Annotated in this window: 29 protein-coding genes and 1 other RNA gene; 15 read left to right on the top strand and 15 right to left on the bottom strand. The window is 68.1% G+C overall.

The genetic code is table 11. The annotated features are described in order from the left end of the window. The first annotated feature begins 74 nt into the window (after positions 1-74). Genes WS92_RS25985 through WS92_RS25975 form a run of 3 tightly spaced genes read left to right on the top strand, consistent with a single transcriptional unit; the run spans position 75 to position 2,214 of the window. Positions 75-815: an amino acid ABC transporter permease gene (locus WS92_RS25985; RefSeq protein ID WP_006025270.1), complete on the top strand. Its 741-nt coding sequence runs from the start codon at positions 75-77 to the stop codon at positions 813-815. After that, positions 815-1,492 (top strand): glutamate/aspartate ABC transporter permease GltK, encoded by a 678-nt coding sequence (gene gltK / locus WS92_RS25980; protein WP_015601474.1) that lies wholly within the window; start codon positions 815-817, stop codon positions 1,490-1,492. The genes WS92_RS25985 and gltK overlap by 1 nt, the downstream gene beginning before the upstream one ends. Then, a complete protein-coding gene (locus WS92_RS25975; RefSeq protein WP_006025272.1) occupies positions 1,489-2,214 on the top strand; it encodes an amino acid ABC transporter ATP-binding protein in 726 nt (241 codons plus the stop codon). The genes gltK and WS92_RS25975 overlap by 4 nt, the downstream gene beginning before the upstream one ends. A gap of 222 nt (positions 2,215-2,436) precedes the next feature. Here the strand turns inward: WS92_RS25975 and WS92_RS25970 are convergent, their stop codons facing one another. Next, a complete protein-coding gene (locus tag WS92_RS25970; protein ID WP_009913578.1) occupies positions 2,437-3,351 on the bottom strand; it encodes a class II glutamine amidotransferase in 915 nt (304 codons plus the stop codon). A gap of 209 nt (positions 3,352-3,560) precedes the next feature. On the opposite strand from WS92_RS25970, the gene pyrC reads away from it, so the two are divergent. From pyrC to rnpB, 3 genes are all read left to right on the top strand, one after another. Continuing rightward, on the top strand, positions 3,561-4,619 hold the full coding sequence (pyrC, locus tag WS92_RS25965) for a dihydroorotase (RefSeq protein WP_059931044.1): 1,059 nt from the start codon (positions 3,561-3,563) through the stop codon (positions 4,617-4,619). Between the two features lie 64 nt (positions 4,620-4,683). Then, positions 4,684-5,772, top strand: coding sequence for a DUF3025 domain-containing protein (locus WS92_RS25960; protein WP_231755909.1), 1,089 nt, complete (start codon positions 4,684-4,686; stop codon positions 5,770-5,772). Positions 5,773-5,941: 169 nt separating this feature from the next. After that, an RNA gene (gene rnpB / locus WS92_RS25955) (RNase P RNA component class A) lies at positions 5,942-6,353 on the top strand. Between the two features lie 81 nt (positions 6,354-6,434). Here rnpB and WS92_RS25950 read toward each other — a convergent pair. Together WS92_RS25950 and WS92_RS37020 are read right to left on the bottom strand one after the other, a co-directional pair. After that, the gene (locus WS92_RS25950) at positions 6,435-6,857 is read right to left on the bottom strand and encodes an OsmC family protein (RefSeq protein ID WP_009913569.1); all 423 of its coding nucleotides are present in this window, start codon (positions 6,855-6,857) and stop codon (positions 6,435-6,437) included. Between the two features lie 538 nt (positions 6,858-7,395). Continuing rightward, a complete protein-coding gene (locus WS92_RS37020) occupies positions 7,396-7,527 on the bottom strand; it encodes a hypothetical protein (protein ID WP_257721673.1) in 132 nt (43 codons plus the stop codon). Here WS92_RS37020 and rplM point away from each other — a divergent pair. The 3 genes from rplM to erpA all read left to right on the top strand — a co-directional run bounded on the left by rplM (position 7,526) and on the right by erpA (position 8,933). Next, a complete protein-coding gene (rplM, locus tag WS92_RS25945; protein ID WP_006025277.1) occupies positions 7,526-7,954 on the top strand; it encodes a 50S ribosomal protein L13 in 429 nt (142 codons plus the stop codon). The genes WS92_RS37020 and rplM overlap by 2 nt on opposite strands. A gap of 11 nt (positions 7,955-7,965) precedes the next feature. Continuing rightward, positions 7,966-8,358, top strand: coding sequence for a 30S ribosomal protein S9 (rpsI, locus tag WS92_RS25940; RefSeq protein ID WP_006025278.1), 393 nt, complete (start codon positions 7,966-7,968; stop codon positions 8,356-8,358). A gap of 206 nt (positions 8,359-8,564) precedes the next feature. Beyond that, the gene (erpA, locus tag WS92_RS25935) at positions 8,565-8,933 is read left to right on the top strand and encodes an iron-sulfur cluster insertion protein ErpA (protein ID WP_015600516.1); all 369 of its coding nucleotides are present in this window, start codon (positions 8,565-8,567) and stop codon (positions 8,931-8,933) included. Between the two features lie 122 nt (positions 8,934-9,055). On the opposite strand, the gene WS92_RS25930 is transcribed toward erpA, so the two are convergent. Further along, positions 9,056-9,922, bottom strand: coding sequence for an AraC family transcriptional regulator (locus WS92_RS25930; protein WP_059931042.1), 867 nt, complete (start codon positions 9,920-9,922; stop codon positions 9,056-9,058). Between the two features lie 107 nt (positions 9,923-10,029). Between WS92_RS25930 and WS92_RS25925 the strand changes: the two genes are divergently transcribed. After that, positions 10,030-10,734, top strand: coding sequence for a glutathione S-transferase family protein (locus WS92_RS25925; RefSeq protein WP_006025281.1), 705 nt, complete (start codon positions 10,030-10,032; stop codon positions 10,732-10,734). 4 nt (positions 10,735-10,738) lie between these two features. Next, positions 10,739-11,437 carry a glutathione S-transferase N-terminal domain-containing protein gene (locus tag WS92_RS25920; protein ID WP_006025282.1) on the top strand — a complete coding sequence of 233 codons (699 nt, stop codon included), beginning with the start codon at positions 10,739-10,741 and terminating at the stop codon, positions 11,435-11,437. Between the two features lie 88 nt (positions 11,438-11,525). Here WS92_RS25920 and WS92_RS25915 read toward each other — a convergent pair whose 3' ends face one another. Beyond that, complete coding sequence (locus WS92_RS25915; protein ID WP_059931040.1) at positions 11,526-12,680, bottom strand: anhydro-N-acetylmuramic acid kinase; 1,155 nt, start codon at positions 12,678-12,680, stop codon at positions 11,526-11,528. Between WS92_RS25915 and WS92_RS37305 the strand changes: the two genes are divergently transcribed. The 4 genes from WS92_RS37305 to WS92_RS25900 are packed head-to-tail and all read left to right on the top strand — an operon-like array spanning position 12,666 to position 15,243. Then, on the top strand, positions 12,666-12,896 hold the full coding sequence (locus tag WS92_RS37305; RefSeq protein ID WP_006025284.1) for a hypothetical protein: 231 nt from the start codon (positions 12,666-12,668) through the stop codon (positions 12,894-12,896). The genes WS92_RS25915 and WS92_RS37305 overlap by 15 nt on opposite strands. Then, positions 12,850-14,091, top strand: coding sequence for a tyrosine--tRNA ligase (gene tyrS, locus WS92_RS25910; protein ID WP_006025285.1), 1,242 nt, complete (start codon positions 12,850-12,852; stop codon positions 14,089-14,091). The genes WS92_RS37305 and tyrS overlap by 47 nt, the downstream gene beginning before the upstream one ends. Next, entirely contained in the window at positions 14,088-14,546 is a 459-nt protein-coding gene (gene dtd / locus WS92_RS25905) for a D-aminoacyl-tRNA deacylase (protein WP_059931038.1), read from the top strand. The genes tyrS and dtd overlap by 4 nt, the downstream gene beginning before the upstream one ends. Before the next feature lie 34 nt (positions 14,547-14,580). Continuing rightward, positions 14,581-15,243, top strand: a complete 663-nt coding sequence (locus tag WS92_RS25900) for a histidine phosphatase family protein (RefSeq protein WP_015600428.1) — start codon at positions 14,581-14,583, stop codon at positions 15,241-15,243. Between the two features lie 88 nt (positions 15,244-15,331). On the opposite strand, the gene WS92_RS25895 is transcribed toward WS92_RS25900, so the two are convergent. The 10 genes from WS92_RS25895 to WS92_RS25850 form a co-directional block, all read right to left on the bottom strand. Then, positions 15,332-16,474, bottom strand: coding sequence for a ParB/Srx family N-terminal domain-containing protein (locus WS92_RS25895; protein WP_059931036.1), 1,143 nt, complete (start codon positions 16,472-16,474; stop codon positions 15,332-15,334). 118 nt (positions 16,475-16,592) lie between these two features. Then, positions 16,593-17,549 (bottom strand): oxygenase MpaB family protein, encoded by a 957-nt coding sequence (locus WS92_RS25890; protein ID WP_059931034.1) that lies wholly within the window; start codon positions 17,547-17,549, stop codon positions 16,593-16,595. A gap of 28 nt (positions 17,550-17,577) precedes the next feature. Beyond that, a complete protein-coding gene (gene ruvB, locus WS92_RS25885) occupies positions 17,578-18,648 on the bottom strand; it encodes a Holliday junction branch migration DNA helicase RuvB (protein WP_006025290.1) in 1,071 nt (356 codons plus the stop codon). Between the two features lie 99 nt (positions 18,649-18,747). Continuing rightward, positions 18,748-19,329, bottom strand: a complete 582-nt coding sequence (gene ruvA / locus WS92_RS25880) for a Holliday junction branch migration protein RuvA (protein ID WP_006025291.1) — start codon at positions 19,327-19,329, stop codon at positions 18,748-18,750. 67 nt (positions 19,330-19,396) lie between these two features. Then, the gene (gene ruvC, locus WS92_RS25875) at positions 19,397-19,939 is read right to left on the bottom strand and encodes a crossover junction endodeoxyribonuclease RuvC (protein ID WP_009913561.1); all 543 of its coding nucleotides are present in this window, start codon (positions 19,937-19,939) and stop codon (positions 19,397-19,399) included. Between the two features lie 210 nt (positions 19,940-20,149). Further along, positions 20,150-21,715 carry a bifunctional phosphoribosylaminoimidazolecarboxamide formyltransferase/IMP cyclohydrolase gene (gene purH, locus WS92_RS25870; RefSeq protein WP_059931032.1) on the bottom strand — a complete coding sequence of 522 codons (1,566 nt, stop codon included), beginning with the start codon at positions 21,713-21,715 and terminating at the stop codon, positions 20,150-20,152. Positions 21,716-21,759: 44 nt separating this feature from the next. Next, a complete protein-coding gene (locus WS92_RS25865) occupies positions 21,760-21,993 on the bottom strand; it encodes a Fis family transcriptional regulator (protein ID WP_006025294.1) in 234 nt (77 codons plus the stop codon). Beyond that, on the bottom strand, positions 21,990-23,054 hold the full coding sequence (gene dusB / locus WS92_RS25860) for a tRNA dihydrouridine synthase DusB (RefSeq protein ID WP_015600087.1): 1,065 nt from the start codon (positions 23,052-23,054) through the stop codon (positions 21,990-21,992). The genes WS92_RS25865 and dusB overlap by 4 nt, the downstream gene beginning before the upstream one ends. A gap of 208 nt (positions 23,055-23,262) precedes the next feature. Continuing rightward, complete coding sequence (locus tag WS92_RS25855; RefSeq protein ID WP_059931030.1) at positions 23,263-24,456, bottom strand: UbiH/UbiF/VisC/COQ6 family ubiquinone biosynthesis hydroxylase; 1,194 nt, start codon at positions 24,454-24,456, stop codon at positions 23,263-23,265. Between the two features lie 79 nt (positions 24,457-24,535). Beyond that, positions 24,536-25,945 carry an aminopeptidase P N-terminal domain-containing protein gene (locus WS92_RS25850; protein ID WP_059931141.1) on the bottom strand — a complete coding sequence of 470 codons (1,410 nt, stop codon included), beginning with the start codon at positions 25,943-25,945 and terminating at the stop codon, positions 24,536-24,538. Positions 25,946-25,963 lie beyond the last annotated feature (18 nt).

Genomic DNA, 25,963 nt, shown 5'->3' with positions numbered 1-25,963 from the left:
CCGTTCGAGCTAACAAGCGCTGACGAAACGGAAGAGGCACGGCTTCTTCCGTTTCTTTTTGTTGGAGTCTGGCTATGTCTTACCACTGGAACTGGGGCATCTTCCTGAGCCCCGTTTCGACGGGCGAACCGACCACCTATCTCGGCTGGCTGATGTCGGGATTCTGGGTGACGATCAAGGTGTCGCTCGCCGCGTGGGTGATCGCGCTCGTCGTCGGGTCGCTGTTCGGCGTGCTGCGCACCATGCCGAGCAAATGGCTGTCGGCGATCGGCACGGTCTACGTATCGATCTTCCGCAACATCCCGCTCATCGTGCAGTTCTTCATCTGGTACCTCGTCGTGCCCGAATTGCTGCCCGTGTCGATCGGCACCTGGATCAAGCAGTTGCCGCCCGGCACGCAATTCTTCACCGCGTCGATCGTCTGTCTTGGCCTCTTCACGGGCGCGCGCGTCTGCGAGCAGGTGCGCTCCGGCATCAACGCGCTGCCGAAGGGCCAGCGCGCGGCCGGCCTCGCGATGGGCTTCACGCAATGGCAGACGTACCGCTACGTGCTCCTGCCCGTCGCATACCGGATCATCGTGCCGCCGCTCACGTCCGAATTCCTGAACATCTTCAAGAATTCGGCCGTCGCGTCGACGATCGGCCTGCTCGACCTGTCCGCGCAGGCGCGGCAGCTCGTCGACTACACCGCGCAGACCTACGAGTCGTTCATCGCGGTCACGCTCGCGTACGTGGTCATCAATCTGATCGTGATGGCGTTCATGCGCTGGGTCGAGAGCAAGTCCCGGCTGCCCGGCTACATCGGAGGCAAGTGATGCATCAGTTCGACTGGAGTAGTATTCCCGGCGCGCTGCCGACGCTCTGGACGGGCGCGATCGTCACGTTCAAGATCACGCTGCTCGCGATCGTGATCGGGATCGTCTGGGGCACGCTGCTTGCGCTGATGCGCCTGTCGGGCGTCAAGCCGCTCGCGTGGTTCGCGCAGGGCTACGTCACCGTGTTCCGCTCGATTCCGCTCGTGATGGTGCTGCTGTGGTTCTTCCTGATCGTGCCGCAGGTGCTGCAGGGCGTGCTCGGGCTGTCGCCAACGATCGACATCCGGCTCGCGTCGGCGATGGTCGCGTTTTCGCTTTTCGAAGCCGCGTATTATTCGGAGATCATCCGGGCGGGCATCCAGGCGGTGCCGCGCGGGCAGGTGAACGCCGCGTTCGCGCTCGGCATGAACTACGCGCAGGCGATGCGCCTCGTGATCCTGCCGCAGGCGTTCCGCGCGATGGTGCCGCTCCTGCTCACGCAGGCGATCGTGCTGTTCCAGGACACGTCGCTCGTCTACGTGATCAGCCTCGCGGATTTCTTCCGCACGGCCGCGAACATCGGCGATCGCGACGGCACGAGCGTCGAGATGATCCTGTTCGCGGGCGCATGCTATTTCGTCGTGTGCTCGGCCGCATCCGCATTGGTCAAAGGTCTCCAGAAAAAGGTCACAAGATGATTTCCATTAAGAACGTGTCGAAGTGGTACGGCCAGTTTCAGGTGCTGACGGATTGCACGACGGAAGTGAAGAAGGGCGAAGTGGTGGTCGTGTGCGGGCCGTCGGGCTCGGGCAAGTCGACGCTCATCAAGACCGTGAACGGCCTCGAGCCGTTTCAGCAGGGCGAGATTCTCGTCAACGGGCAATCGGTCGGCGACAAGAAGACGAACCTGTCGAAGCTGCGCTCGAAGGTCGGGATGGTGTTCCAGCACTTCGAGCTGTTTCCGCATCTGTCGATCACGGAGAACCTGACGCTCGCGCAGATCAAGGTGCTCGGCCGCGACAAGGACGAAGCGGCCGAGAAGGGGATGAAGCTGCTCGATCGCGTGGGCCTGAAGGCGCATGCGCACAAGTACCCGGGGCAATTGTCGGGCGGCCAGCAGCAGCGCGTCGCGATCGCGCGCGCGCTGTCGATGGACCCGATCGCGATGCTGTTCGACGAGCCGACCTCCGCGCTCGATCCGGAGATGATCAACGAGGTGCTCGACGTGATGGTCGAGCTCGCGCAGGAAGGGATGACGATGATGGTCGTCACGCACGAGATGGGCTTCGCGAAGAAGGTCGCCCATCGCGTGATCTTCATGGACAAGGGCTTGATCGTCGAGGACGACCGCAAGGAAGAGTTCTTCGCGAATCCGAAGTCGGATCGCGCGAAGGATTTTCTCGCGAAGATCCTGCATTGATCGCGGGGAGGGCGTCGTGCGCTTGCGCACGGCGTCGCTCGCGAGGCGAAGAGAAGGCCGCCCGGCGAGAGCCGGGCGTTTTTTTGTCGGCGCGCTCGCATTGCGGCAAGCGGTCCTGATCAGCTTCGGATGGGGGCACGCCGGCCTCGGACGGACGGCGGCGCGAGGCGGCGAACGCGTTCCCGTTCAAGCGTCGTGCGGACGGCAGGCAATGATGGTCGCTCAGAAATCGACCGGATCGTCGCCGAGATCGCCGGCCTCGCCGCTCGCCGCGAGCGCGGCCGCCCGGCGCGGCGCCGACGCGGATGCGTCGAGCGCCGGGTTGCGCAGCTTCTCGAGCACGGCTTCCGGCACCGGGATGCGCATCGTCGCCGCGACGTCGCCGCACTGGAACATCACGAGCTCGCCCGGCTCGAGCGCGGTCCACACTTCGTCGTCGGTGAGCGGCTGCGTCGCGATCACCGCGACGCGGTCTTCCGGCGTCGTGTATTTCGCGAAGTCGATCGAGATGTCTTCGTCGATCAGGTGCGCGGTCGAGAACGGCCAGCGCCGCACGAGGTAGTGCAGGCGCGTCGAGCAGTGCGCGAACAGCGCCTGCCCGTTCGACATCAGGAAATTGAATACGCCGTGCCGCGTGATGTCGCGCGTGAGCTCGCCGACCTGCTCGAACAGCTCGGGCAGCGGCGGCTGCGCGCTCGGAAACGCTTCGCGCAGGCCCTGCATCAGCTTGCAGAACGCCTTCTCGCTGTCGGTTGTGCCGACCGGCTGATAGACGCTGCCGTCGAGATCGGGCGTGTAGTCGTGCAGATCGCCGTTGTGCGCGAAGATCCAGTGGCGGCCCCACAGCTCGCGCATGAACGGATGGCAGTTCTCCAGCAGGATGTGCCCCTGCGTCGCCTTGCGGATGTGCGCGATCGTGTTCTTCGACTTGATCGGGTAGCGCTTGACCATCTCGGCGATGGGCGACGTCGCGGACGACTGCTGGTCGATGAAGAGGCGGCAGGCCTTGTCCTCGAAGAACGCGATGCCCCAGCCGTCGGCATGATGATCGGTGAGCCCGCCGCGGGCCGCGAAGCCGGTAAACGAGAACGTCACGTCCGTTGGTTCGGCGCAGTTCATTCCGAAGAGTTGGCACATATCGCGGGTGCGGCTGAGGCTGGCGGGGGAGTACGCCGGAGGGAACCGGTACAATGTCGGCTTCAAGCATATCACCGAGCCCCAAGCGGCAAAAGGCGAAAACCGCGCGCGAGCGGTTCCGTGTTGCGGTTTGCCGTCAGTGCAGTCGGCGCCGCGCGCGGCCGGCGCGCCGCGCATCGCTCCTCGCCGCGCGCCATTCCCACGACACCATGAATGCTTCCGCTCCCGCCTCGCTCACCCTCGCACGCCCCGACGACTGGCACCTGCACCTGCGCGACGGCGCGATGCTCGCGGCCGTCCTGCCGCACACTGCCCGCCAGTTCGGCCGCGCGATCGTCATGCCGAACCTGAAGCCGCCCGTCACGACGACCGCTCAAGCGCAGGCGTACCGCGAGCGCATCCTCGCCGCGCTGCCGGCGGGCATGACGTTCGAGCCGCTGATGACGCTGTACCTGACCGACAACACGCCCGCCGACGAGATCCGCCGCGCGCGCGAAAGCGGCTTCGTGCACGGCGTGAAGCTGTATCCGGCGGGCGCGACGACGAACTCGGACGCCGGCGTGACCGATCTGCTCGGCAAATGCGCGAAGACGCTCGAGACGATGCAGGAAGTCGGGATGCCGCTTCTCGTGCACGGCGAGGTGACGGATCCGTCGATCGACCTGTTCGACCGCGAGAAGGTGTTCATCGACCGCGTGATGACCCCGCTGCGCCGCGCGCTGCCGGGGCTCGACGTGGTGTTCGAGCACATCACGACGAAGGACGCGGCCGATTACGTGCGCGACGCCGATGCGGCGTCCGGCCGGATCGGCGCGACGATCACCGCGCACCACCTGCTGTACAACCGCAACGCGATCTTCCTCGGCGGCATCCGCCCGCATTACTACTGCCTGCCGGTGCTCAAGCGCGAGACGCATCGGGTCGCGCTCGTCGAGGCGGCGAGCTCGGGCAATCCGCGCTTCTTCCTCGGCACCGACAGCGCGCCGCATGCGAAGGGCGCGAAAGAGGCAGCGTGCGGCTGCGCGGGCTGCTACACCGCGCTGCACGCGCTCGAGCTGTACGCGGAGGCGTTCGATCAGGCGGGCGCGCTCGACAAGCTCGAAGGCTTCGCGAGCTTCTTCGGCGCGGACTTCTACGGTTTGCCGCGCAGCGCCGAGACGGTGACGTTGCGCCGCGAGACATGGGAGCTGCCGCGCGAGATCGACGCGGGTGCCGGCCCCGTCGTGCCGCTGCGCGGCGGCGAGGCGATCGGCTGGCGGCTCGTCTGACGCTCGCGGCGCGGCGCGGCGGCCGGCCGGGTTGCCGCACGCGGACGGATTCGGTGCCAACGAGATGAGCGAGCAGGACGACACGAGCGCTCGGGGCGCTTGGGACGCCATGAGCGGCGCGCCGCGGCCGACAGGCGCGCACGGCGCGGCCGATCCTCGGCGTCCGGACGCGGCGGGTCTTGCCGACCGGGGGGACGCGCCGTTCGGCCCGGGTGATCCGCACGGCGGACGCGGGCCGGCGCACCCGGACTGCTCGGCGGCCGATCGCGATCCGGGCGAATCCCGCGAATCCCGTGTGTCTCGTGCTTCGAACCGTTGGCGCGAGTCGCATCCCGACGGTGACGGAACCTGTTTCGACCGAATCGATTGGTCCGCGCCGTGGCTCGCGCCGTTGGCCGATCGCGGCGGACGATGGGCGCACGCGGCACGGCAGGGCGAAGCGGCATGGCTGCGCATGCTGAACGACGACGCCCGAGCCGGGCGACTCGTGGCGGGCCGCGGCCTGCCGCTTCGTTTCGTCGAACAGGCGGCGCTGCCGGCGGGCGTCGCGTACGAGACGCACATCGCCGAAACGGGCGCCGTCCCGACCCGCCACAACCTGCACGATTTCTTCAACGCGCTCGTCTGGTTCGCGTATCCGGGCATCAAGGCGGCGCTCAACGCGCGCCAGGCCGCGGCGATCGACGCGACGGGCGTCGGCTCCGTGCGCGGCGGCGTTCGCGACGCCCTCACGCTGCTCGACGAGAACGGCGCGCTCTTCGCGACGTCGGACCCGGCGCTTGCCGCCGCGCTGCGCGGCTTCGACTGGCCGACGCTGATGCGCGCGTCGCGCGACGCGTGGGGTTCGCGCTGCGACGCGCGGATCGTCGGCCATGCGCTGTTCGAAAAGCTCGTCGATCCGTACAAGGGCTGCACCGCGCATGCGTGGATCGTCGACGTGCCGGCCGCGTATTTCGACTGGCGCGACGAGTCGCGCCGCGCCTCGCTCGACGAACGCGTCGCGGCGGCGCTCGCCGCGACCGAGCCCGCGAGCCGCGGCTTTGCGCCGCTGCCGGTGCTCGGCGTGCCCGGCTGGTGGCCGGCGAACGAATCGCCGTCTTTCTACGACGATCCGCAGGTGTTTCGCAGCGGCCGCCGTTCGCGCGCGGGGTGACGCGCGCCGACATGCCCCGCATCGGCCGACCAATGGACGGCGAGCATCGTCGTGCCGGACCGGCAACCACACATGCACTGGCGCACGATCCGCGCGGACCGTCGTTGCAACAAGACCAGGACCATCGCCCCGAGCGAGCGCCGCTTTACGGTGCTAGAATCCCGCTCGCAAAGCAGGCTAGGCAGTCGCGGCCTTCGCGGTTCGCCGCGAAGGGCGAGGAAAGTCCGGACTCCGACAGGGCAGGGTGATGGCTAACGGCCATCCGTGGCGACACGCGGAACAGGGCAACAGAAAGCAAACCGCCGATGGCCCGGCGCAAGCCGGGATCAGGCAAGGGTGAAACGGTGCGGTAAGAGCGCACCGCGGCTGCGGCGACGCAGACCGGCACGGTAACCTCCACCCGGAGCAATTCCAAGTAGGCGGACGCGCATCTTCGGATGCAGGACGGTGCCCCCGTCTCGTTCGCGGGTAGGAAGCTTGAGCGCGTCAGCAATGGCGCGCCTAGAGGAATGGCTGCCACGGGCCGCGCGCCTTCGGGCGCGCGGTTCGCACAGAATCCGGCTTATCGGCCCGCTTTGCCGCCCGATGACAAAGGAAAGGCCGGCGCCCGATGCGGCGCCGGCCTTTTTCCTTTTCTCGACCCGCGCGGCGGGCGACGCGCGTTACGCGGCGACGATCTCGAACGAGTGCGACAGCTCGGCCGTCTTCGCGATCATGATCGACGCCGAACAGTACTTGTCGTGCGACAGGTTGATCGCGCGCTCAACGGTCGCGGGATTCAGGTTGCGGCCCGTCACCGTGAAGTGGAAGTGGACCTTCGTGAACACCTTCGGGTCCTCGCTCGCGCGCTCGGCCTGCAGCGTCACCGAGCAGCCGGTGACTTCCTGGCGGCTCTTCTTGAGGATCAGCACGACGTCATAGGCCGTGCAGCCGCCCGTGCCGGCGAGCACCATCTCCATCGGACGCGGCGCGAGATTGTGCCCGCCGCCTTCGGGCGCGCCATCCATCGTGACGAGGTGGCCGCTGCCCGTCTGGGCGGCGAATGCCATGCCGTCCTGGCCCATCCAGCTTACTTTGCATTCCATGCGCGAGCTCCAGCGTTGCTTGATTCGATTGTGATCCGGCATTGTAGCCCCGCCTGCAACAGTCGGCTGATGCGCTGCAAGAAGGGCAAAAACAGCGTCCGATCGCGTATCGCGTCCGGTCCGGGCGGCGCCGATCGCCCTCCGATCTTTGGGGGTTTTGCTCTAGGCGGAAAGTCCATTCGTTCAGGGGTGATTCGTTATCTTTTTGATTTAAAAGGAAAAATCCGATCGCTTGGAGATTGGGTAATTTTCCGTATTATGAGAGCGCATTTCTCCATGCGGTTTTTCTTGTGCTGTCGACTCCCGGTTCGTATAATGTGGGTCATTGGTTGTCGCGTTGCGGCAACCTCCGCATGTCTCCTCCACCCTCCTCCTTTGGTGGATTAAGCCCGAACCAGCGGTTCGGGCTTTTTTTCGTCCAGTGCAAGCTTGGACGGCCGGCGGTGGCCGCTTCGCGCCCGCGATGCACGCTTCACTGCGGTCGCGAAACGACGGACGTCGGATTTCTTTGACCACCCAACTCGAATTCCTTTATAATTCAGGGCTTTTCCGCATCCATGCCCACGGAAAAAGAACAGGGAGAGCCTGCATCGCGCCACGAAGCGCCTGCCAAGAGCAGACAAGCAGGAAAGAACGTTTGGGCATAAGCAATCAATTTTGGATCGATCATGAAGACGTTTTCCGCAAAAGCCCATGAGGTGGCGCGCGAATGGTACGTGATTGACGCGACGGATAAGGTTCTCGGCCGTGTCGCCAGCGAAGTGGCACGCCGTCTGCGCGGCAAGCACAAGCCCGAGTTCACCCCGCACGTCGACACCGGTGATTTCATCATCGTCATCAACGCGAGCAAGCTGAAAGTCACGGGCAACAAGACGCTGGACAAGAAGTATTACCGTCACTCGGGCTACCCGGGCGGCATCTATGAAACGACGTTCGGCAAGATGCAGGAACGCTTCCCGGGCCGCGCGCTCGAGAAGGCGGTCAAGGGCATGCTGCCGAAGGGCCCGCTCGGCTACGCGATGATCAAGAAGCTGAAGGTCTACGCTGAAGCCACGCATCCGCACTCGGCTCAACAGCCGAAGGCGCTCGAGATCTAAGGGGAGCCCACATGATCGGTAACTGGAACTACGGTACGGGCCGCCGCAAGAGCGCAGTCGCTCGTGTCTTCATCAAGGCTGGCAAGGGCGACATCGTCGTCAACGGCAAGCCCATCTCCGACTACTTCTCGCGCGAAACGTCGCTGATGATCGTGCGTCAGCCGCTGGAACTCACGAACCACGCGCAGACGTTCGACATCAAGGTGAACGTGTCGGGCGGCGGCGAAACGGGTCAGGCGGGCGCAGTGCGCCACGGCATCACCCGCGCGCTGATCGACTACGACGCGACGCTGAAGCCGGCTCTGTCGAGCGCAGGCTTCGTCACGCGCGACGCCCGTGAAGTCGAGCGCAAGAAGGTCGGTCTGCACAAGGCGCGCCGCGCCAAGCAGTTCTCGAAGCGTTAATCGCTCGTGCTGCACGCCGCCCTCGGGCGGCATCGCTGCAAGAAAAACCGCCAGTTTTCACGCTGGCGGTTTTTTTATGTGCGCGCGGCTTGCGTTGGCGCAACGAATGCGCGAAAAACGGCGGTGCGCACCTTGATTTCGCCTGCGTCAGCACGATCTACGGATCGGTCCTACAATAACAGGCAATGGTTTTTTGGAGAGTTCGCATGAACGCTGTTACCGAATCCGCGGCAACCACCGAGATGCCGGCTCCGTTCGTCTTCACCGACGCGGCGGCCGACAAGGTCAAGCAACTGATCGACGAAGAGGGCAACCCCGACCTCAAGCTGCGCGTATTCGTGCAAGGCGGCGGCTGCTCCGGCTTCCAGTATGGCTTCACGTTCGATGAGGAAGTCAACGAGGACGATACCGTGCTCAACAAGAACGGCGTCGTGCTGCTCGTCGATGCCATGAGCTATCAGTATCTCGTCGGCGCCGAGATCGACTACAAGGACGATCTGAACGGCGCGCAATTCGTCATCAAGAACCCGAACGCCACCTCGACCTGCGGTTGCGGCTCGTCGTTCTCGGTCTGAGCGCACGCGCACTCGACAAAAACGGGGCTCGATACCCCGTTTTTTTGTGTCCGGACGAAGCCGGCGCGTCGCGCTTCGGATTGAGGGCCTTCGTTCTTTCGTCCGTTCGCCGTTTCGTTCGCTCATGCCGCACGCACGCCGATCTCCTGCATCGTGCCGGCCGCGTCGCTCGCACGCGCGAGCCAATCGGTTGGCGCTTGTCCCGTGCATTGCGCGAACGCGCGCGTCAGCGCGCTCGCGCTGCCGTAGCCGACTTCCGGCGCGATTTCCTTGACCGCATAGCCGCGCCTGAGCAGCGTCTTCGCGAGCCCGACGCGCCACTGCAGCAGGTATTCGCCCGGCGGCAGGCCGACTGTGTCCGTGAAATGCGCGGCGAACCGCGAGCGCGACATGCCGGCGATCGCGGCCATCCGCTCGAGCGGCCATGACAGGGCCGGGTCCGCGTGCATCGCATTCAGCGCCTTCGCGAGCCGCGCGTCGGACAGCCCGGCGAGCGATCCGCTCGCCACCAGCCGGTTGCGCATCACGAAGCGCAGCAATTGCACGACGAGCACTTCGGTCAGGCGGTTGATCACCGTGTCGTGCCCGCATGCGGGCGCGCTCGCCTCGGCGAACAGCGCCTGCTGGACGCCGTCGAGCGGTGACATCGACGCGAGCGGAATCGCGAGCAGATCGGGCAGGCCGCGCAACAGCGGGTTCTCGTCGCCGAGCCCGAACTCGATCGTCGCGGACAAGACCTCGGCGGGCGTGTCGCCGCGCGCCTCGATCCGGTACTTGCCGGGCCGCCCGATGAAGACCGCGCTCGGCTCGGGCACCGCGTGAAGGCCAAGCGCGCCGCCCGTCACGCAGACGGCGCCCGTGCGCACCAGGTGCATGTGGAAACCGTCCTCGCAGATGTCGAACGTCGACGCGCCGGGCAGCGTGCCGAAGTGGAACACACGGGCGTGCAGCTCGAAACGGGCGAGCAGGCCCTTCAGGCGATCGCTCATGAGACGATTGGTCAAGTAATTGGGATTTATCGACGCATATTGTCTCAGTGCGCGCGCTACATTGGCAACTCCGCTCACCGTCCCGCATGACAAGGAGGACCCAGTCGATGATCCGATTCTTCTATCACCCGTCGCCGAATCCGGCCAAGGTCGCGCTGTTCCTCGAGGAGGCTGGCGTGCCGTACGAGCTCGTGCCTGTCGATACCCGCAAGGGCGAGCAGCACAGCGACGCGTACAAGGCGATCAATCCGAACGCGAAGACGCCCGCGATCGCCGACGGCGACGCGACCGTGTTCGACAGCAACGCGATCCTGCTGTATCTCGCCGAGAAAACCGGCCGGTTCCTGCCGGACGATACACCCGCCGCGCGCGGCGAGCTGCTGTCGTGGCTGATGTTCGTCGCGACGGGGATCGGCCCGTACTGCGGGCAGGCGGTCCATTTCAAGTATTTCGCGCCGGAGCCGAAGGCGTACGCGGCGAACCGCTACGACTTCGAGGCGTGGCGCCACTGGCGCATCGTCGACGAGCGCCTCGCCGGCCGCCGCTACATGGTCGGCGACCGCTACACGATCGCCGACATGGCGGTGTGGGGCTGGGCGCAGGCGATCCCGCGCGTGCTGGGCGACGATGCGTGGGCGCAGTTGCCGAACGTGAAGCGTCTCGTCGACGAGATCAATGCGCGTCCGGCCGCGCAGCGCGCCGATGCGCTGAAGACGCGCCACGCGTTCAAGCTGGAGTTCGACGACGAGGCGCGCCGCGTGCTGTTCCCGCAGAACGCACGGCTCGCCGCCACGTCCGGGGCGGGGGCCTGACGCGATGATCGACCTCTACTACTGGACGACGCCGAACGGCCACAAGATCACGATGTTCCTGGAGGAGGCCGGCCTGCCGTACCGGATCGTGCCGGTGAACATCGGCCGCGGCGAGCAATTCGAGCCGGATTTCCTGCGCATCGCGCCGAACAACCGGATTCCGGCGCTCGTCGACTCTGCGCCCGCCGACGGCGGCGAGCCGCTGTCGATCTTCGAATCCGGCGCGATCCTGCTGTATCTCGCGGACAAGATCGGGCGCTTCATTCCGGCCGACCTGCGCGGCCGCAACGAGGCGCTGCAGTGGCTCTTCTGGCAGATGGGCGGGCTCGGCCCGATGGCGGGGCAGAACCATCACTTCGTGCAGTACGCGCCCGAGCCGCTGCCGTACGCGATCGAGCGGTACGTGAAGGAAACGTCGCGGCTGTACGGCGTGCTGAACAAGCATCTGTCGGACGGGCGCGACTACATCGCCGGCGAGTATTCGATCGCCGACATGGCGAGCTATCCGTGGATCGTGCCGCACGAGCGGCAGCGGCAGCGCCTCGAGGATTTTCCGTTCCTGGCCGCCTGGTTCGCGCGGATCGCCGAACGGCCGGCCACCGTGCGCGCCTACGCGCGGGCGAAGGAGATCAACACGGCGCCGACGGTCGATCAGCAATCGCGCAGCGTGTTGTTCGGGCAGGACGCGAGCACGGTCCGCTGACGCGGCCGGTGCCGGTGGGCTGCGGCTTCGCCGCCGTGCGCGCCGGGCTGTGCGGTGCGCGCGGGCGGGCTTCGGCCGGGCTGCCGCTTCAGCGCGGGTAGAGCGCGCCCAGCACGCGCTCGCCCGCCGCGCCCGTGACGGCCGACACGTTGCCCGGCGCGCGCGCGTTGAAGCGGTACGCGAGCCAGGCGAACGCGAGCGATTCGACCTGCTGCGGCGGCACGCCGAGCGCGGCCGTCGTGGCGACGGGCGCGTCGAGCCCGCGCGCCGCGAGCGCCGTCGCGAGCGCGTCGAGCAGCACCGGGTTGCGCGCGCCGCCGCCGCACACGTAGACGGCCCGGCAGTCGCCCGCATGCCGCGCGATCTCGTCTGCGACGCTCGCCGCAGTCAGCGCGGTGAGCGTCGCCTGCACGTCCTCCGGCGCGAGGCCCGGAAAACCGGCGAGCTTCACGTCGAGCCAGTCGGTGTTGAAGAGGTCGCGCCCGGTGCTTTTCGGCGCGCTCTGCCGGAAGTACGGCTCGTCGAGAAGCGCGGCGAGGAGCGCTTCGTCGACCGTGCCGCGCGCCGCGAAGCGCCCGCCGTCGTCGAACGGCTGCTTCAGGTGGCGGCCCGCCCATGCGTCGATCAGCGCGTTCGCCGGGCCGCAATCGTGGCCGCGCACCGCGTCGCCCCGTTCGTCCTGCCCGCCGCGCGCGGCGGGCAGGATCGTGATGTTGCTGATGCCGCCCAGGTTGCAGACGACGCGTGTCTCGTCGGGCGAGCCGAACACCGTCGCGTGGAACGCCGGCACGAGCGGCGCGCCCTGGCCGCCCGCGGCGACGTCGCGGCTGCGGAAATCGGCGATCACGTCGATGCGGGTCAGCTCGGCGAGCAGCGCCGCGTTGTTGATCTGCCGCGTGTAGCCGCGCTCGGGCCGGTGGCGCACCGTCTGGCCGTGCACGCCGAGCGCGCGCACGTCGTCGGGCGAAAGGCCCGCCGCGCGCAGCAGCTCGTGGCAGCACACTGCGTAGCGCGCGGCGAGCGCGTTCGCGGCGAGCGCCTCGCGCTCGATCTCGTCGTCGCCCGGCTGTTGCAGCGCGAAGAGGGCGTCGCGCAGCGTGTCGGCGAAGCCGACGAACGCCTCGGACAGCACGGCGGGCGGCTTGCCCGCCTCGAAGCGCACGGCGACGCCGTCGACGCCGTCCATGCTCGTGCCCGACATCAGGCCGAAATACACGCCATCCGCGGGATGGCCGGGTTGCATGCGATTGGACGCCACGTTGATTGCTCCGGAATCGAGATGGGGCGCGCGCGGAAGGCCCGCCGCGCGCCGTCGTCGCCGATTATCCGCGCATGCGGGCGCGCCGTTAAGCGGTCCGCGCGCAACTTATGGGAAAATTGCTCTTTTTGCGATATTCCTTCCTCTTGCACCGATGAGCACCGATCCCACTTCCAAGCCCGCCTTCCCGATCACCGATGAAGTCCGCCACGCGCTCGCCGTCACGAAGCGCGGCGTCGACGAGCTGCTGATCGAGGAAGAGTTCGCGCAGAAGCTCGCGAGAAGCGCGGCGACGGGCAAGCCGCTGCGCATCAAGCTGGGCCTCGATCCGACGGCGCCCGACATCCACCTCGGCCATACGGTCGTGCTGAACAAGATGCGCCAGTTGCAGGATCTCGGCCATACGGTGATTTTCCTGATCGGCGATTTCACGTCGCTGATCGGCGATCCGTCGGGCCGCAACGCGACGCGCCCGCCGCTCACGCGCGAGCAGATCGAATCGAACGCGAAGACCTATTTCGAGCAGGCCGCGCTCGTGCTCGACCGCGAGAAGACCGAGATCCGCTACAACAGCGAATGGTCGATGCCGCTCGGCGCGGACGGGATGATCAAGCTCGCGTCGCGCTACACGGTCGCGCGGATGCTCGAGCGCGAGGATTTCACGAAGCGCTTCCAGGGCGGCATCCCGATCTCGATCCATGAATTCCTGTATCCGCTGATGCAAGGCTACGACTCGGTCGCGCTGAACGCCGATCTCGAGCTCGGCGGCACCGACCAGAAATTCAACCTGCTCGTCGGCCGCGAGCTGCAGAAGCAGTACGGCCAGGAGCAGCAGTGCATCCTGACGATGCCGCTGCTCGAAGGGCTCGACGGCGTCGAGAAGATGTCGAAATCGAAGGGCAACTACGTCGGCATCAGCGAGAAGCCGAACGACATGTTCGGCAAGCTGATGAGCATCTCAGACGTGCTGATGTGGCGCTACTTCGAGCTGCTGTCGTTCCGCAGCCTCGACGAGATCGCGCAGTTCCGCGGCGCAATCGAAGGCGGGCGCAATCCGCGCGACTTCAAGGTGATGCTCGCGCAGGAGATCGTCGCGCGCTTCCATTCGCAGACCGACGCCGAACGCGCGCTCGAGGACTTCAATCACCGCGCGAAGGGCGGCGTGCCCGACGACATCCCGAGCGTGACGCTCGCCGGCGCGCCGCTCGCGATCGGCCAGTTGCTGAAGCAGGCGGGGCTCGTGCCGTCGACGAGCGAGGCGCTGCGCAACATCGAGCAGGGCGGCGTGAAGATTGACGGCGCGACGGTGTCCGACAAGGCGCTGAAGGTCGATGCGGGCGAGTTCGTCGTGCAGGTCGGCAAGCGCCGCTTCGCGCGCGTGACGCTCACCGCATGATCGCGCTGATCCAGCGCGTGAAGCGCGCTGACGTGCGCGTCGGCGAGCGTGTGACGGGCGAGATCGGCCCGGGCCTGCTCGCGCTCGTCTGCGCGGAGCGCGGCGACACCGAGGCGGCCGCCGACAAGCTGCTCGCGAAGGTGCTCGGCTACCGCGTGTTCAGCGACGCGGCGGGCAAGATGAACCTGCCTGTGTCGAACCTCGACGGCGCGGGACGCGCGGGCGGCCTGCTGCTCGTGTCGCAGTTCACGCTCGCCGCCGACACGAACAGCGGCCTGCGCCCGAGCTTCACGCCGGCCGCGCCGCCCGACGAGGGCGCGCGCCTGTTCGACTATTTCGTGCGCCAGGCTCGCGAGCGTCACCCGATCGTCGCGACAGGCGAGTTCGGCGCCGACATGCAGGTGTCGCTCGTCAACGACGGCCCCGTGACGTTCTGGTTGCAGACACGCCCCTGATGCGCCCTTGACGCTTCGATTCGAGACCGCACCGATGCCCACGACGCAGATCCTCTTCATTCGCCACGGCGAGACGGCCTGGAACCGCATCAAGCGGATTCAAGGCCACATCGACATTCCGCTTGCCGACACGGGGCTCGCGCAGGCGCGGCGACTGGCCGGGCGGCTCGCGCGGGAGGCGCTCGCCGGCGCGCGGATCGATGCGATTTATACGAGCGATTTGTTGCGCGCGCGGCAGACCGCGCAGCCGGCAGCCGACGCGCTCGGCCTGCCGCTCATGCTGCGGGAGGGGCTTCGCGAGCGTGCGTACGGTGTGTTCCAGGGGCACGACAGCACCGAGATCGAGGCGCGCTTTCCCGACGCGTTCGCGCAGTGGCAGACGCGCGACCCGGGCTTCGAGCCGGAAGGCGGCGAGTCACACCGCGCGTTCTATCATCGCGTGCTGCATGAGGTCGAGCGGATCGTCGCCGCGCATCCGGGCGGGCGCATCGCTTGCGTCGCGCACGGCGGCGTGCTCGACTGCGTGTACCGGTTCGCGAGCGATTTGCCGCTCGACGCGCCGCGCAAGCATGCGCTGCTGAATACGAGCGTCAATATCGTCGATTACGACGATGGCCGCGCGCGCGTCGTGCGCTGGGCCGACGTCGATCACCTGAGCGAAGCGAGCGACGACGACGGTTATCGGCAGGTGCTGTGACGATCGGCGCGTCGCAGCGCGGCTGGCGGCGCGTGCGCGCGTGAGCGCGGCCGATGGGCGGGCGCGGCCACGTGGCCATCGCGCCGCGTCAGTGCAGCCCGTGGCGTGACCGGTAATCGAGCGCATACGCGATCTTGCCCGGCTTGTCGGCCGTGATCGGCTGGCGTAGCTTGTCGAATTCCCCCTTGCTGTATTTCTTGCCCCCGTTGATCTGGTCGGCGCGGCCGAGGTCCGCGCCCGTCTTGCCGTCGATTACAGGATCGGTCGAGGCGACCATCCGCGCCGACGCGTTCCATACCGCATTCAGATAGCCCGTATCGGCCTTCGCCGGATCGGGATCGGTCGCGCCCGCGCGCGCGAGGTCGTAGCCGGCGAGCGAGAACGTTTCCGGCTGCTGCCGCAGCCAGTCGGCCCAGTAGAACTCGAGATAGTCGGTTGCTTGCGCGGGCTTCGCGTAGCCGATGTCGCGCGTGAAATAGACGAGCGACCGGTAGCGGTCGTCCTGCATGCCGAGCTTCAGGCCAAGGCCGGCGGGCAACTGGTCCGGCGCGATCGGCCGGCCGTTCCCGTCCTTCAGGCGCGTGTAGCCGCGGCTTTGCATCTGCTGCCAGAACGCCGGGCCCGAGTAGTCGCCGAGGTTGTCCTTGACGACGACGTGCACGCGCAGCGCCGCGCCGCCGTCGGGCGTCTCGTAATAGGTCGACAGTCCGTGGTGGCCGTCCGTCACGTACAGCGTGTCGCCGTTCGGCCCGATCACGACGGGATTGAGCACGGTGCGATCGCGCGCGCCGGCGCTCGTCGCGCACGCGTAGCTCGCCGCGTCGCGCAGCGTCGATTGCGCGGTGTAGCCGTCCGGCGCGATGCCGCCGAGCCCTTCGTCCGTGCAGAAATCGTCGAACTTCCTGTCGGGCTGCCGCTCGTAGCGGCCGAGCTTGTAATGGATCTGGTCGTAGCCGAGCGCGCCTTGCGTCGGATGCAGCTCGCCGAGCGCGACGTCGAGCATGTCGCCCGTGCGCGCGTTCTTCCATTTGCCTGGCGCGGGAGCGGGCGTCGGCGGCGGGGTGTCGGTGTTCGATCCGGCATTCGTCGTATTGCCCGGCGCGGGGCCGGCGGCGCCGGCGTCGACGGCGGCAGGCGGGGAAACGGGCGCGGTGCCGTCGCCGCCGCAGGCGGCGAGCACGGCGACGAACGGGAACGCGGCAGCGGCGAGGCGGAAGATCGGACGCGGCATGGGCGATGGGAATCGAAGAGGGTTCGAGGGTGGCGGCGCGCGATCGACGCGCGAGCGCGGACCCGTCAGCATCGCGAATCAATGTGACAGGTATTTGAAATGAATTGGACAGGTTTGGCTACGTGCCGCTGCGGTCCGGCTGCTCGGGCCGGGCGGCGACGCGCCGGCGCGCGCGCTTCGATACGCCGTTGACGAGCGCCCAGCGGATCACGGGCGCGACGATACGCACGCCCGGCCGAACGAGTGCGCGGCGCACCGGCGCGAGCGACGACAGGCCGAGCATGTGCTGCGCCCATGCGGGCAGCAGATCGACGCCGGCGTTGAACAGCAGCGCGGCGGCGGGGCGCATCGCCGGCTTCGGGACGGGCACGTTCATCAGTATCCGCACCACCTCGCGCGTGCGCTCGCTCGTCTCGAGCTCGGCGCGCATCGCGGCGAAGTACGCGGCGACGTCCGCGCGCGTCTTCGGGACGTGCGCCGCGCCGAGCATCTCGGCGACGCGCGCGGTTTCCGCGTAGTAGCGGTCCTGATCGGCGCCCGACAGCCGCGGGTTCACGTAGCGCAGGTGCGCGGCGAGAAAGCTCGACACCTCGGCGACGTGCACCCATGTGAGCAGCGCGGGGTCGGCCGCGCGATACGGACGGCCGTCGAGCCCCATGCCGGTGACGGTCTCGTGGATCGCCTTCACGCGCTCGATCAGCTTCAGCGCGTCGGCGCGGCTGCCGTACGTCGTGCCGGCGATGAACGTCGCGGTGCGGCGCAGGCGGCCGAGGATGTCGGTGCGGAACGTCGAATGGTCCCATACGCCCGCGAGCGCGAGCGGATGCAGCGCCTGCAGTAGCAGCGCGGAGATGCCGCCCGTCATCATCGACGTGAAATCGGCGTGCACTTTCCAGCACACCGCGTCGGGGCCGAAGAGGCCGGGGTCGCCCGGCGGCGACGAGTAGTCAAGCGACGGGCCGCCGCTACCCGTCGTCAGATGCGTGACGCCGCCCGCGACGCGCGCTCGCACGCGTTCGACGAGCGGACGTCCGAGCGGCGTGCGTGCGGGGCGGTCGTGTAACGGGGCGGACATCGGTCGGCTCGTCGGGGCAGGGGAGGCGTCAGCGCCCGGCCTCGGGCGTATCCCAGAGATTGTGCACGGGGCTCGCGGCATCGGGCGCGGCGAGCCCGAAATGCCGGTACGTGAGGAGCGTCGCGACGCGGCCGCGCGGCGTGCGCTGCAGGAAGCCCTGCTGGATGAGGTACGGCTCGAGCACGTCCTCGATCGTGTCGCGTTCCTCGCCGATCGCGGCGGCGAGGTTGTCGACGCCGACCGGCCCGCCGTCGAACTTGTGCAGGATCGCCTCGAGCAGCTTGCGGTCCATCAGGTCGAAGCCGACCGGATCGACGTCGAGCATCGCGAGCGCGGCGTCCGCGACAGCCGCGGTGATGTTGCCGTCCGCCTTCACTTCCGCGTAGTCGCGCACGCGGCGCAGCAGGCGGTTTGCGATCCGCGGCGTGCCGCGCGAGCGTTTCGCGATTTCGAGCGCGCCGGCCGGATCGATCTGTGCGTTCAGCAGCGCGGCCGAGCGGCGCACGATGCGCGACAACTGCTCGGCGTCGTAGAACTCGAGCCGCGCGACGATGCCGAAGCGGTCGCGCAGCGGATTGGTCAGCATGCCCGCGCGCGTCGTTGCGCCGACGAGCGTGAACGGCTGCAGGTCGAGCTTCACGCTGCGCGCGGCCGGCCCCTCGCCGATCATGATGTCGATCTGGTAATCCTCGAGCGCCGGATACAGGATTTCCTCGACGACAGGCGACAGGCGGTGGATCTCGTCGATGAAGAGGACGTCGTTCGCTTCGAGGTTCGTGAGGAGCGCGGCGAGATCGCCCGCGCGCTCAAGCACGGGGCCGGACGTCTGGCGCAGGTTCACGCCCATTTCGCGCGCGATGATGTGCGCGAGCGTCGTCTTGCCGAGGCCCGGCGGGCCGAACAGCAGCACGTGGTCGAGCGCTTCGGCGCGGCGCTTCGCGGCTTCGATGAAGATTTCGAGCTGATCGCGCACCTTCTCCTGGCCGACGTATTCGTCGAGCTGGCGCGGGCGCAGCGCGCGTTCGAAAGCCTCTTCGTGCGAAGACGCGGGCGTGGCGGCAATGATCCGCTCGGCGGCGAGTTTGTCGGTTTCGATCATGCGGCCATTGTACCGCGCGGCGTGCTCCGGCCAACCTGGCCGAACGGCCGAGTCGCGGCGCGGCGCCCGGCATGCGAAGCTGTCTTCGACGACGCGCCGTTACGCCTTCGACAGCGCCTTGAGCGACAGCTTGATGCCTTCGGACACGCCGGTGCCGGCCGGCACGTTCTTGATCGCGGCAAGCGCTTCCTTTTCCGAGTAGCCGAGCGCGAGGAGCGCGTTGAGGATGTCGGCCGCGTGATCGGACGGCGAGGCCGCGCCGGCGAGCGGGCCGAGATCGGCACCGAGCTTGCCCTTCAGTTCGAGGAGCAGGCGCTCGGCTGTCTTCTTGCCGATGCCCGGCACGCGGGTCAAGCGCGCGGCGTCCTGCAGCGTGACCGCTTGCGACAGCTCCGCGACGCTCATGCCGGACAGCACGGCGAGCGCCATCCGCGCGCCGACGCCCGTGATCTTGAGCAGCTCGCGGAACGTCGAGCGCTCCTGCGGCGTAAGAAAGCCGTACAGCAGGTGCGCGTCCTCGCGGACGATCAGTTGCGTCAGCAGCATGACCTTCTCGCCCGTGTGCGGCAGGTTGTAGAACGTGCTCATCGGCACGTCGACTTCGTAGCCGACGCCGTTGCAGTCGACGAGGAGGTGCGGAGGATTCTTTTCGAGGAGGGTGCCGGCGATGCGACCGATCATGGCGAGTGCGGGACGGAACGGAAAGCGCGAGTGTAGCGCACGGCGGCGCGCGCCACGCAAACGCGTGTCACCCGACGAGCCGTCCGCGCCGCACGCGCAGCCCCTTCTTCGCGAGCGCGGGTGCGATGCCGCCGAGCGTGTTCAGCGTGTCGCCGCCGTGCGCGTGGCAGATCGCCATTCCGAGCGCGTCGGCCGCGTCGGTGCCGGGCAGGCCGGACAGGCTCAGCAGGCGTGCGACCATCTCCTGCATCTGCTCTTTCGTCGCGCGGCCGTAGCCGACCACCGCCTGCTTGAGCTGCAGCGCCGTGTACTCGGCCACGGGCAGGCGGCCCGACACGAGCCCACAGATCGCGGCGCCGCGAGCCTGACCGAGGAGCAGCGTCGATTGCGGGTTGACGTTGACGAACACTTTTTCGATCGCAGCCTGATCGGGCGCGTGCTCGCGGATCAGCGTCGAGATGCCGTCGTAGATCGTGCCGAGCCGCGTGGGCAGGTCGGCGGTGGGCGTCTTGATCACGCCGCTTGCGACGTACGCGAGCCGATGGCCGCTGACGTCGATCACGCCGAAGCCCGTGACACGCAAGCCGGGGTCGATGCCGAGGATTCGCATGGAGAAACGGAAAGACTGACTGCGACCGATACTACACGAATGACGCCGAAACCCGGCGAAAGCGGGGGCGGGATTGCGGCGCGCCGCTCACGGCGATCGGGGCTCGGCCCGACCAACGATCGCCGCATCACGCACCGCCGCCACGCGGCCGATAAAAAACCCGGCGGTGAGCGACCGCCGGGTTTCGCCGAAAACGATGCGTCGTACGAATCAGTGACGGAAGTGGCGCACGCCCGTCACCACCATCGCGATGTTGTGCTCGTCGGCGGCGGCGATCACTTCATCGTCGCGCACCGAGCCGCCCGGCTGGATCACGCAGGTCGCGCCCGCCGCGACGACAACGTCGAGGCCGTCGCGGAACGGGAAGAACGCGTCCGACGCGACGGCCGAGCCCGCGAGCGTGAGGCCCGCGTTCTGCGCCTTGATGCTCGCGATGCGCGCCGAATCGACGCGGCTCATCTGGCCCGCGCCGACGCCGAGCGTCATCCCGTTGCCGCAGAACACGATCGCGTTCGACTTCACGTACTTCGCGACGCGCCACGCGAAGAGGAGGTCGTCCATTTCCTTCGGCGTCGGGTGGCGCTTCGTGACGACGCGCAGCTCGCGCGGCTGCACGTTCTTCGAATCGAGCGACTGCACGAGCAGGCCGCCGCCGACGCGCTTCAGGTCGAACGCGTTATGGCCTTCGCCCAGAGCGATTTCGAGCAGACGCACGTTCTGCTTCGCCGCGAACACCTGCTTCGCCGCATCCGAGAACGACGGCGCGATCAGCACTTCGACGAACTGCTTCGCGACCGCTTGAGCCGCGGCTTCGTCGACTTCGCGGTTGAACGCGATGATGCCGCCGAACGCGGAGGTCGGATCGGTCTGGAACGCCTTCGCGTACGCTTCGCCCGCGTTCGCGCCCACCGCGACGCCGCACGGATTTGCGTGCTTGATGATCACGCATGCGGGCGCGTCGAACGTCTTTACGCATTCCCATGCGGCGTCCGAATCGGCGATGTTGTTGTACGACAGTTCCTTGCCCTGCAACTGGCGGTAGTTCGCGAGCGCGCCGGCGGGCGTCGCGATGTCGCGATAGAACGCGGCGCTCTGGTGCGGATTTTCGCCGTAGCGCAGGTCCTGCACCTTGTCGAACGCGAGGTTCAGCGTCGCCGGGTACGCGTTGCGCGAGCCGTGCTGCAGATCGTCGCCGAGGCTCGTCAGGTAGTTCGTGATCGCGCCGTCGTACTGCGCGGTGTGCGCGAACACCTTGGTCGCGAGGCGGAAGTTCGTCTTGTAGCCCACCGTGTTGCCGTTCGCCTTCATTTCGTCGAGCACGACCGCGTAGTCGGCCGGATCGACGACGACCGTCACGTCGCGATGGTTCTTTGCCGCCGAGCGCAGCATCGTCGGGCCGCCGATGTCGATGTTCTCGATCGCGTCGGCGAGCGTGCAGTCGTCCTTCGCAATCGTCTGCACGAACGGATACAGGTTCACGACGAGCAGGTCGATCGTCGGAATCCCGTGCGCTTCGAGCGCCTGCATGTGCTCGGGCAGGTCGCGGCGGGCGAGGATGCCGCCGTGCACCTTCGGGTGCAGCGTCTTCACTCGCCCATCGAGCATTTCCGGGAAGCCGGTGTAGTCGGCCACTTCGGTGACGGGCAGGCCCGCGTCGGCGAGCAGTTTCGCGGTGCCGCCCGTCGACAGCAGCTTGACGCCGAGCCCGGACAGCGCTTTCGCGAAGTCGACGATGCCGGTCTTGTCGGAAACGGAAATGAGCGCTTGCTTGATCATGATGGAACCACCAATAGCCAGGAAAACGGGGACGGGGCGGCCGCCTACAGCAGGCCGTGCTGCTGCAGCTTCTTGCGCAGCGTGTTGCGATTGATGCCGAGGTACTCCGCGGCGAGCGACTGGTTGCCGCCCGCCTGTACGAGAACGACTTCGAGCATAGGCTTTTCGACGCACGACATCACCATTTCATAGACGTCGTGCGGATTGGAGCCGTCGAGATCCCGGAAGTAGCCGTCCAGGCTGGCGCGGACACATTGTTCGATGTTGTGCTTGCTCATGCTGCTAACTGGTTAGAATCGTCCGGCTCGCCGCGGCCGCCGTCTTCGTCGTCCACATAGACGAGGCGGTCGGACAGTGCCTGTTGCGCGTCGAAGAATGCGTTGACGGCGGCAAGCTGCTCGCGGGTGGTTTCGAGCGTGTTCATCCGGTGCCGGAACCCGTTGGCGCCGGAAAGGCCGCGAGTGTACCAGCCGATGTGCTTGCGCGCAGTACGGACTCCCGTGTATTCGCCGTAGAACGCGTAGTGATCCTCGAGGTGCTCGTGCATCACCTGGCGGATCTCGTCGATGCGCGGCGGCGGCAGGAGCTCGCCGCTTTGCAGGAAATGACCGATTTCGCGGAAAAGCCACGGCCTTCCTTGCGCGGCGCGGCCGATCATCAGTGCGTCGGCGCCCGTCGCGTCGAGCACGGCCTTCGCTTTTTGCGGCGACGTAATGTCGCCGTTCGCGACGACCGGAATGCGCACGGCGGCCTTCACGGCCGTGATCGTGTCGTATTCGGCGTCGCCGCGGTACAGGTCGGCGCGGGTGCGGCCGTGCACGGTCAGCATCGAGATGCCGGCCGCCTCGGCGAGCTTCGCGATCTCGACGGCGTTCCGGTGCTCGCGGTCCCAGCCGGTGCGGATCTTCAGCGTGACGGGCACGGCCCCAGGGCCCGTGCCCACCGCGTCGACGACCGCCTCGACGATCCGCTGCACGAGCGGCTCGTTCTGCAGCAGCGCCGAGCCGGCGGCGACGTTGCAGACTTTCTTCGCCGGGCAGCCCATGTTGATGTCGATGATCTGCGCGCCGTTTGCAACGTTGTGACGCGCGGCCTCGGCCATCATCGCCGGATCGGCGCCCGCGATCTGCACCGCGATCGGCTCGACCTCGCCCGCGTGGTTCGCGCGGCGCATCGTCTTCTCGCTCTTCCACAACTGCGCGTTCGACGCGACCATCTCCGACACGGCATAGCCCGCGCCGAGCCGCTTGCAGAGCTGGCGGAACGGCCGGTCCGTGACGCCCGCCATCGGGGCGACGAACAGGTTGTTGCGCAGGACGTGAGAGCCTAGGACGGGCATCGCAATGGGAGCGCCCGCGCGGGGCGCGGGCGGGGAGTAGGCGAAAGGGAAAACGCGTATTTTACCGTAACCGCCGGTGCCGCCGAACTGGGTAATTGTCGGCAATCGTCAAATCGTCGATGAATCTTGCGTGAAGGCGGGATGACGCATCGCGCGTGCCCGCGAAGCGCGGTAGCCGCGATGCGTCAGGTGCGCGTGCCCGGCGCGCTTATCGCCGCTGCCCGAACATCATCTGTCGCGCAAGGGCCGTCTTCAGCGGCGGCACGAATTCGAGCGCGGTGAGCGCCGCGCCGCGCAGCATCGCGAGCGGCCGCGAATCGATCGCGAACAGGCGCGCGAGCGTGTCGGTCGCGCCGATCGTCATGCGCCTGTCGAGCGCGCGGCGCGCGTTGAACGTCGCGAGCGCGAGCGGCGTCGCGCCGTGCTCGGACAGCGTCTCGGCGAGCGTATGCGCATCGCGCAGCCCGAGGTTCAGCCCCTGGCCCGCGACCGGATGCAATGTTTGCGCGGCGTTGCCGACGATCGCGATCCGCCCTTCGACGAGCGTTTGCGCGGCGGCGAGTCCGAGCGGGAAGGCCGCGCGCCCCGCGATCCGCGTGAAGCGCCCCAGCCGCGAGCCGAACGTCGCGCCGAGCTCGTGCAGGAATGCGTCGTCGGACAGTTCGCCGCGACGCCGCGCGACGTCCGGCGCGCAGCACCAGACGAGCGCGTAGTCCGCCTGCTGCGGGCCGCCGAGCGGCAGCAGCGCGAGCGGGCCTTCGGCGGTGAAGCGCTCCCACGCGACGCGCGGCCGCGGCGACGACACCGTGACGGTGCCGACGAGCGCCGTCTGCCCATAGTCGCGGCTCTGCGCGCTGTCGGCCAGCTTGCGCTTGCGATCGTTGAAGAGGCCGCCCTCCGCGTTGACGAGCACGCGCGTGCGCAACGTGCGCGCGCCTTGCGGCGTATCGAGCGCGATCGTCACGCCGTCTGCGTCCTGCGTCGGCGAATGCGCGGACGTCGACGTGAGCCAGTGCGCGGGCGTGCCACGCACCGCGCGGGCGAGCGCCTGCACGATCGCGCCGTAGCGCACGACGTAGCCGAGCGCGGCGAGGTCGTGCTCGTCGCGATCGATCAGCGTGCGGCCGAAGTGGCCGCGCTGCGATACATGGATGTGCTCGATCGGCGTCGCGTCGGCCGGCCAGCCGAGCGTATCGAGCAGCATCCGGCTGCCTTGCGACACCGCGATCGCGCGCGGATCGTTCGCGCTCGCGTCGGGGTCGCGCGCGTCGATGAGGGCGACCGACAGCGCGCGGGTCGCGCTGCGGCGCGCGAGCCAGCCGGCGAGCGCGAGCCCGACCGGCCCGGCGCCGACGATCGCGATGTCGAAGTCGAAAGCGGGCGTGGAGGCGGCAGTCGTCATCGTTCGTGAATCGTGGGTCTCGATAGGAAGCTGCGCAGGAATCCGCGTAGGAATTCGCGCGGGAAGCGGCGGGTGCGGATCACGGCTGCGGGCGCGGGCTCGGCGCCCGCGCGTCGCGCATCAGCGCCTCGATCTCGTCGGCGGCCACCGGCACGCCGCGCGTGATCAGCTCGCATCCCGTCGACGTGACGAACGCGTCGTCCTCGATCCGGATGCCGATGTTCCAGAACGCCTGCGGCACGTCGTCGGCCGGGCGCACGTACAGGCCCGGCTCGATCGTGAGCGCCATGCCCGCATGCAGCACGCGCGACGGCAGCGCGCCGTCGTCGTCGCGCGGCGCGCCGCGCTCGCGGTAGTCGCCGCAATCGTGCACGTCCATTCCGAGCCAGTGGCCGGTGCGGTGCATGTAAAAACGTGCGTACGCGCGCTCGGCGATCACGTCGTCGACGCTCGCAAAGCGCGTCTTCGGCACGAGCCCCGTGTCGAGCATGCCCTGCGCGAGCACGCGCACCGCCGCGTCGTGCGGCGCGTCGAACGGCGTGCCCGCGCGCGTCGCCGCGATCGCGGCTTCCTGCGCGGCGAGCACGATGTCGTAGAGCGCGCGCTGCGGGCCCGAGAAGCGGCCGTTCGCCGGGAAGGTGCGGGTGATGTCGGACGCATAGCCGTCGAGCTCGCACGCGGCGTCGATCAGGACGAGGTCGCCGTCGTCGACGATTGCGTTGCCGGCCGGATAGTGGAGCACGCACGCGTTCGCTCCCGTCGCGACGATCGAGCCGTACGCGGGCGACTGCGCGCCGTGGCGGCGGAACGTGTAGAGCAGCTCGGCCTCGAGCTCGTATTCGCGGATGCCGGGACGGCACGCGGCCATCGCGCGGCGGTGCGCGAGCGCGGAGATGTCGGCCGCGCGGCGCATGATCGCCTGCTCGTGCGCATCCTTGACGAGCCGCATGTCGTCGAGGAGCGGCCCGAGATCGAACGCGGCGCCCGGCGCGGCGACGCCTGCGCGCGCACGCGCGCGCACCGTGTCGAGCCAGCCGTTCAGGCGGCCGTCGAAGGCGGCCGACGCGCCGAAGCGGGTGTGCAGCGCGGGCGCGTCGGCGATGATGCGCGGCATCTCGGCGTCGAGCGCGTCGTACGGGAGCGCGGCGTCGAAGCCGAACGCGTCGCGCGCGGCTTCGGGGCCGAAATGGAACCCTTCCCAGATCTCGCGCTCGGGATTCTTCGCGCGGCAGAACAGGATCGAGCGCGGCGCGTCGCCCGCCGCCGATGCGTCGAGGACGAGGAGCGCGTCGGGCTCGGCGAAGCCCGTCAGGTAGTAGAAGTAGCTGTCGTGCCGGTACGGATAATCGCTGTCGCGATTGCGCGGGACTTCCGGCGCGGTGGGCACGATCGCGACGCCGCCGCCTTGCGCGCGCAGCGAGGCCAGCACGCGGTCGCGGCGCTGGCGGTAGACGTCGAGGGCGATGGCGGGTTCGGTCGGCTGATTCATCACGCGATTGTAGCGCCG

The organism is Burkholderia sp. MSMB1588 (assembly GCF_001546925.1).
In the GTDB taxonomy this organism is placed as follows: domain Bacteria; phylum Pseudomonadota; class Gammaproteobacteria; order Burkholderiales; family Burkholderiaceae; genus Burkholderia; species Burkholderia humptydooensis.
The sequence above is the reverse complement of the archived record's forward strand: the minus strand, read 5'-3'. Positions and strand labels throughout refer to the sequence as shown.

Coding starts and splice junctions, on each gene's coding strand:
- WS92_RS25985 (WP_006025270.1), top strand. CDS start 75: ATGTCTTACCACTGGAACTGGGGCATCTTCCTGAGCCCCGTTTCGACG.
- gltK (WP_015601474.1), top strand. CDS start 815: ATGCATCAGTTCGACTGGAGTAGTATTCCCGGCGCGCTGCCGACGCTC.
- WS92_RS25975 (WP_006025272.1), top strand. CDS start 1,489: ATGATTTCCATTAAGAACGTGTCGAAGTGGTACGGCCAGTTTCAGGTG.
- WS92_RS25970 (WP_009913578.1), bottom strand. CDS start 3,351: ATGTGCCAACTCTTCGGAATGAACTGCGCCGAACCAACGGACGTGACG.
- pyrC (WP_059931044.1), top strand. CDS start 3,561: ATGAATGCTTCCGCTCCCGCCTCGCTCACCCTCGCACGCCCCGACGAC.
- WS92_RS25960 (WP_231755909.1), top strand. CDS start 4,684: ATGAGCGAGCAGGACGACACGAGCGCTCGGGGCGCTTGGGACGCCATG.
- WS92_RS25950 (WP_009913569.1), bottom strand. CDS start 6,857: ATGGAATGCAAAGTAAGCTGGATGGGCCAGGACGGCATGGCATTCGCC.
- rplM (WP_006025277.1), top strand. CDS start 7,526: ATGAAGACGTTTTCCGCAAAAGCCCATGAGGTGGCGCGCGAATGGTAC.
- WS92_RS37020 (WP_257721673.1), bottom strand. CDS start 7,527: ATGATCGATCCAAAATTGATTGCTTATGCCCAAACGTTCTTTCCTGCT.
- rpsI (WP_006025278.1), top strand. CDS start 7,966: ATGATCGGTAACTGGAACTACGGTACGGGCCGCCGCAAGAGCGCAGTC.
- erpA (WP_015600516.1), top strand. CDS start 8,565: ATGAACGCTGTTACCGAATCCGCGGCAACCACCGAGATGCCGGCTCCG.
- WS92_RS25930 (WP_059931042.1), bottom strand. CDS start 9,922: ATGAGCGATCGCCTGAAGGGCCTGCTCGCCCGTTTCGAGCTGCACGCC.
- WS92_RS25925 (WP_006025281.1), top strand. CDS start 10,030: ATGATCCGATTCTTCTATCACCCGTCGCCGAATCCGGCCAAGGTCGCG.
- WS92_RS25920 (WP_006025282.1), top strand. CDS start 10,739: ATGATCGACCTCTACTACTGGACGACGCCGAACGGCCACAAGATCACG.
- WS92_RS37305 (WP_006025284.1), top strand. CDS start 12,666: ATGGCCGGGTTGCATGCGATTGGACGCCACGTTGATTGCTCCGGAATC.
- WS92_RS25915 (WP_059931040.1), bottom strand. CDS start 12,680: ATGCAACCCGGCCATCCCGCGGATGGCGTGTATTTCGGCCTGATGTCG.
- tyrS (WP_006025285.1), top strand. CDS start 12,850: ATGAGCACCGATCCCACTTCCAAGCCCGCCTTCCCGATCACCGATGAA.
- dtd (WP_059931038.1), top strand. CDS start 14,088: ATGATCGCGCTGATCCAGCGCGTGAAGCGCGCTGACGTGCGCGTCGGC.
- WS92_RS25900 (WP_015600428.1), top strand. CDS start 14,581: ATGCCCACGACGCAGATCCTCTTCATTCGCCACGGCGAGACGGCCTGG.
- WS92_RS25895 (WP_059931036.1), bottom strand. CDS start 16,474: ATGCCGCGTCCGATCTTCCGCCTCGCCGCTGCCGCGTTCCCGTTCGTC.
- WS92_RS25890 (WP_059931034.1), bottom strand. CDS start 17,549: ATGTCCGCCCCGTTACACGACCGCCCCGCACGCACGCCGCTCGGACGT.
- ruvB (WP_006025290.1), bottom strand. CDS start 18,648: ATGATCGAAACCGACAAACTCGCCGCCGAGCGGATCATTGCCGCCACG.
- ruvA (WP_006025291.1), bottom strand. CDS start 19,329: ATGATCGGTCGCATCGCCGGCACCCTCCTCGAAAAGAATCCTCCGCAC.
- ruvC (WP_009913561.1), bottom strand. CDS start 19,939: ATGCGAATCCTCGGCATCGACCCCGGCTTGCGTGTCACGGGCTTCGGC.
- purH (WP_059931032.1), bottom strand. CDS start 21,715: ATGATCAAGCAAGCGCTCATTTCCGTTTCCGACAAGACCGGCATCGTC.
- WS92_RS25865 (WP_006025294.1), bottom strand. CDS start 21,993: ATGAGCAAGCACAACATCGAACAATGTGTCCGCGCCAGCCTGGACGGC.
- dusB (WP_015600087.1), bottom strand. CDS start 23,054: ATGCCCGTCCTAGGCTCTCACGTCCTGCGCAACAACCTGTTCGTCGCC.
- WS92_RS25855 (WP_059931030.1), bottom strand. CDS start 24,456: ATGACGACTGCCGCCTCCACGCCCGCTTTCGACTTCGACATCGCGATC.
- WS92_RS25850 (WP_059931141.1), bottom strand. CDS start 25,945: ATGAATCAGCCGACCGAACCCGCCATCGCCCTCGACGTCTACCGCCAG.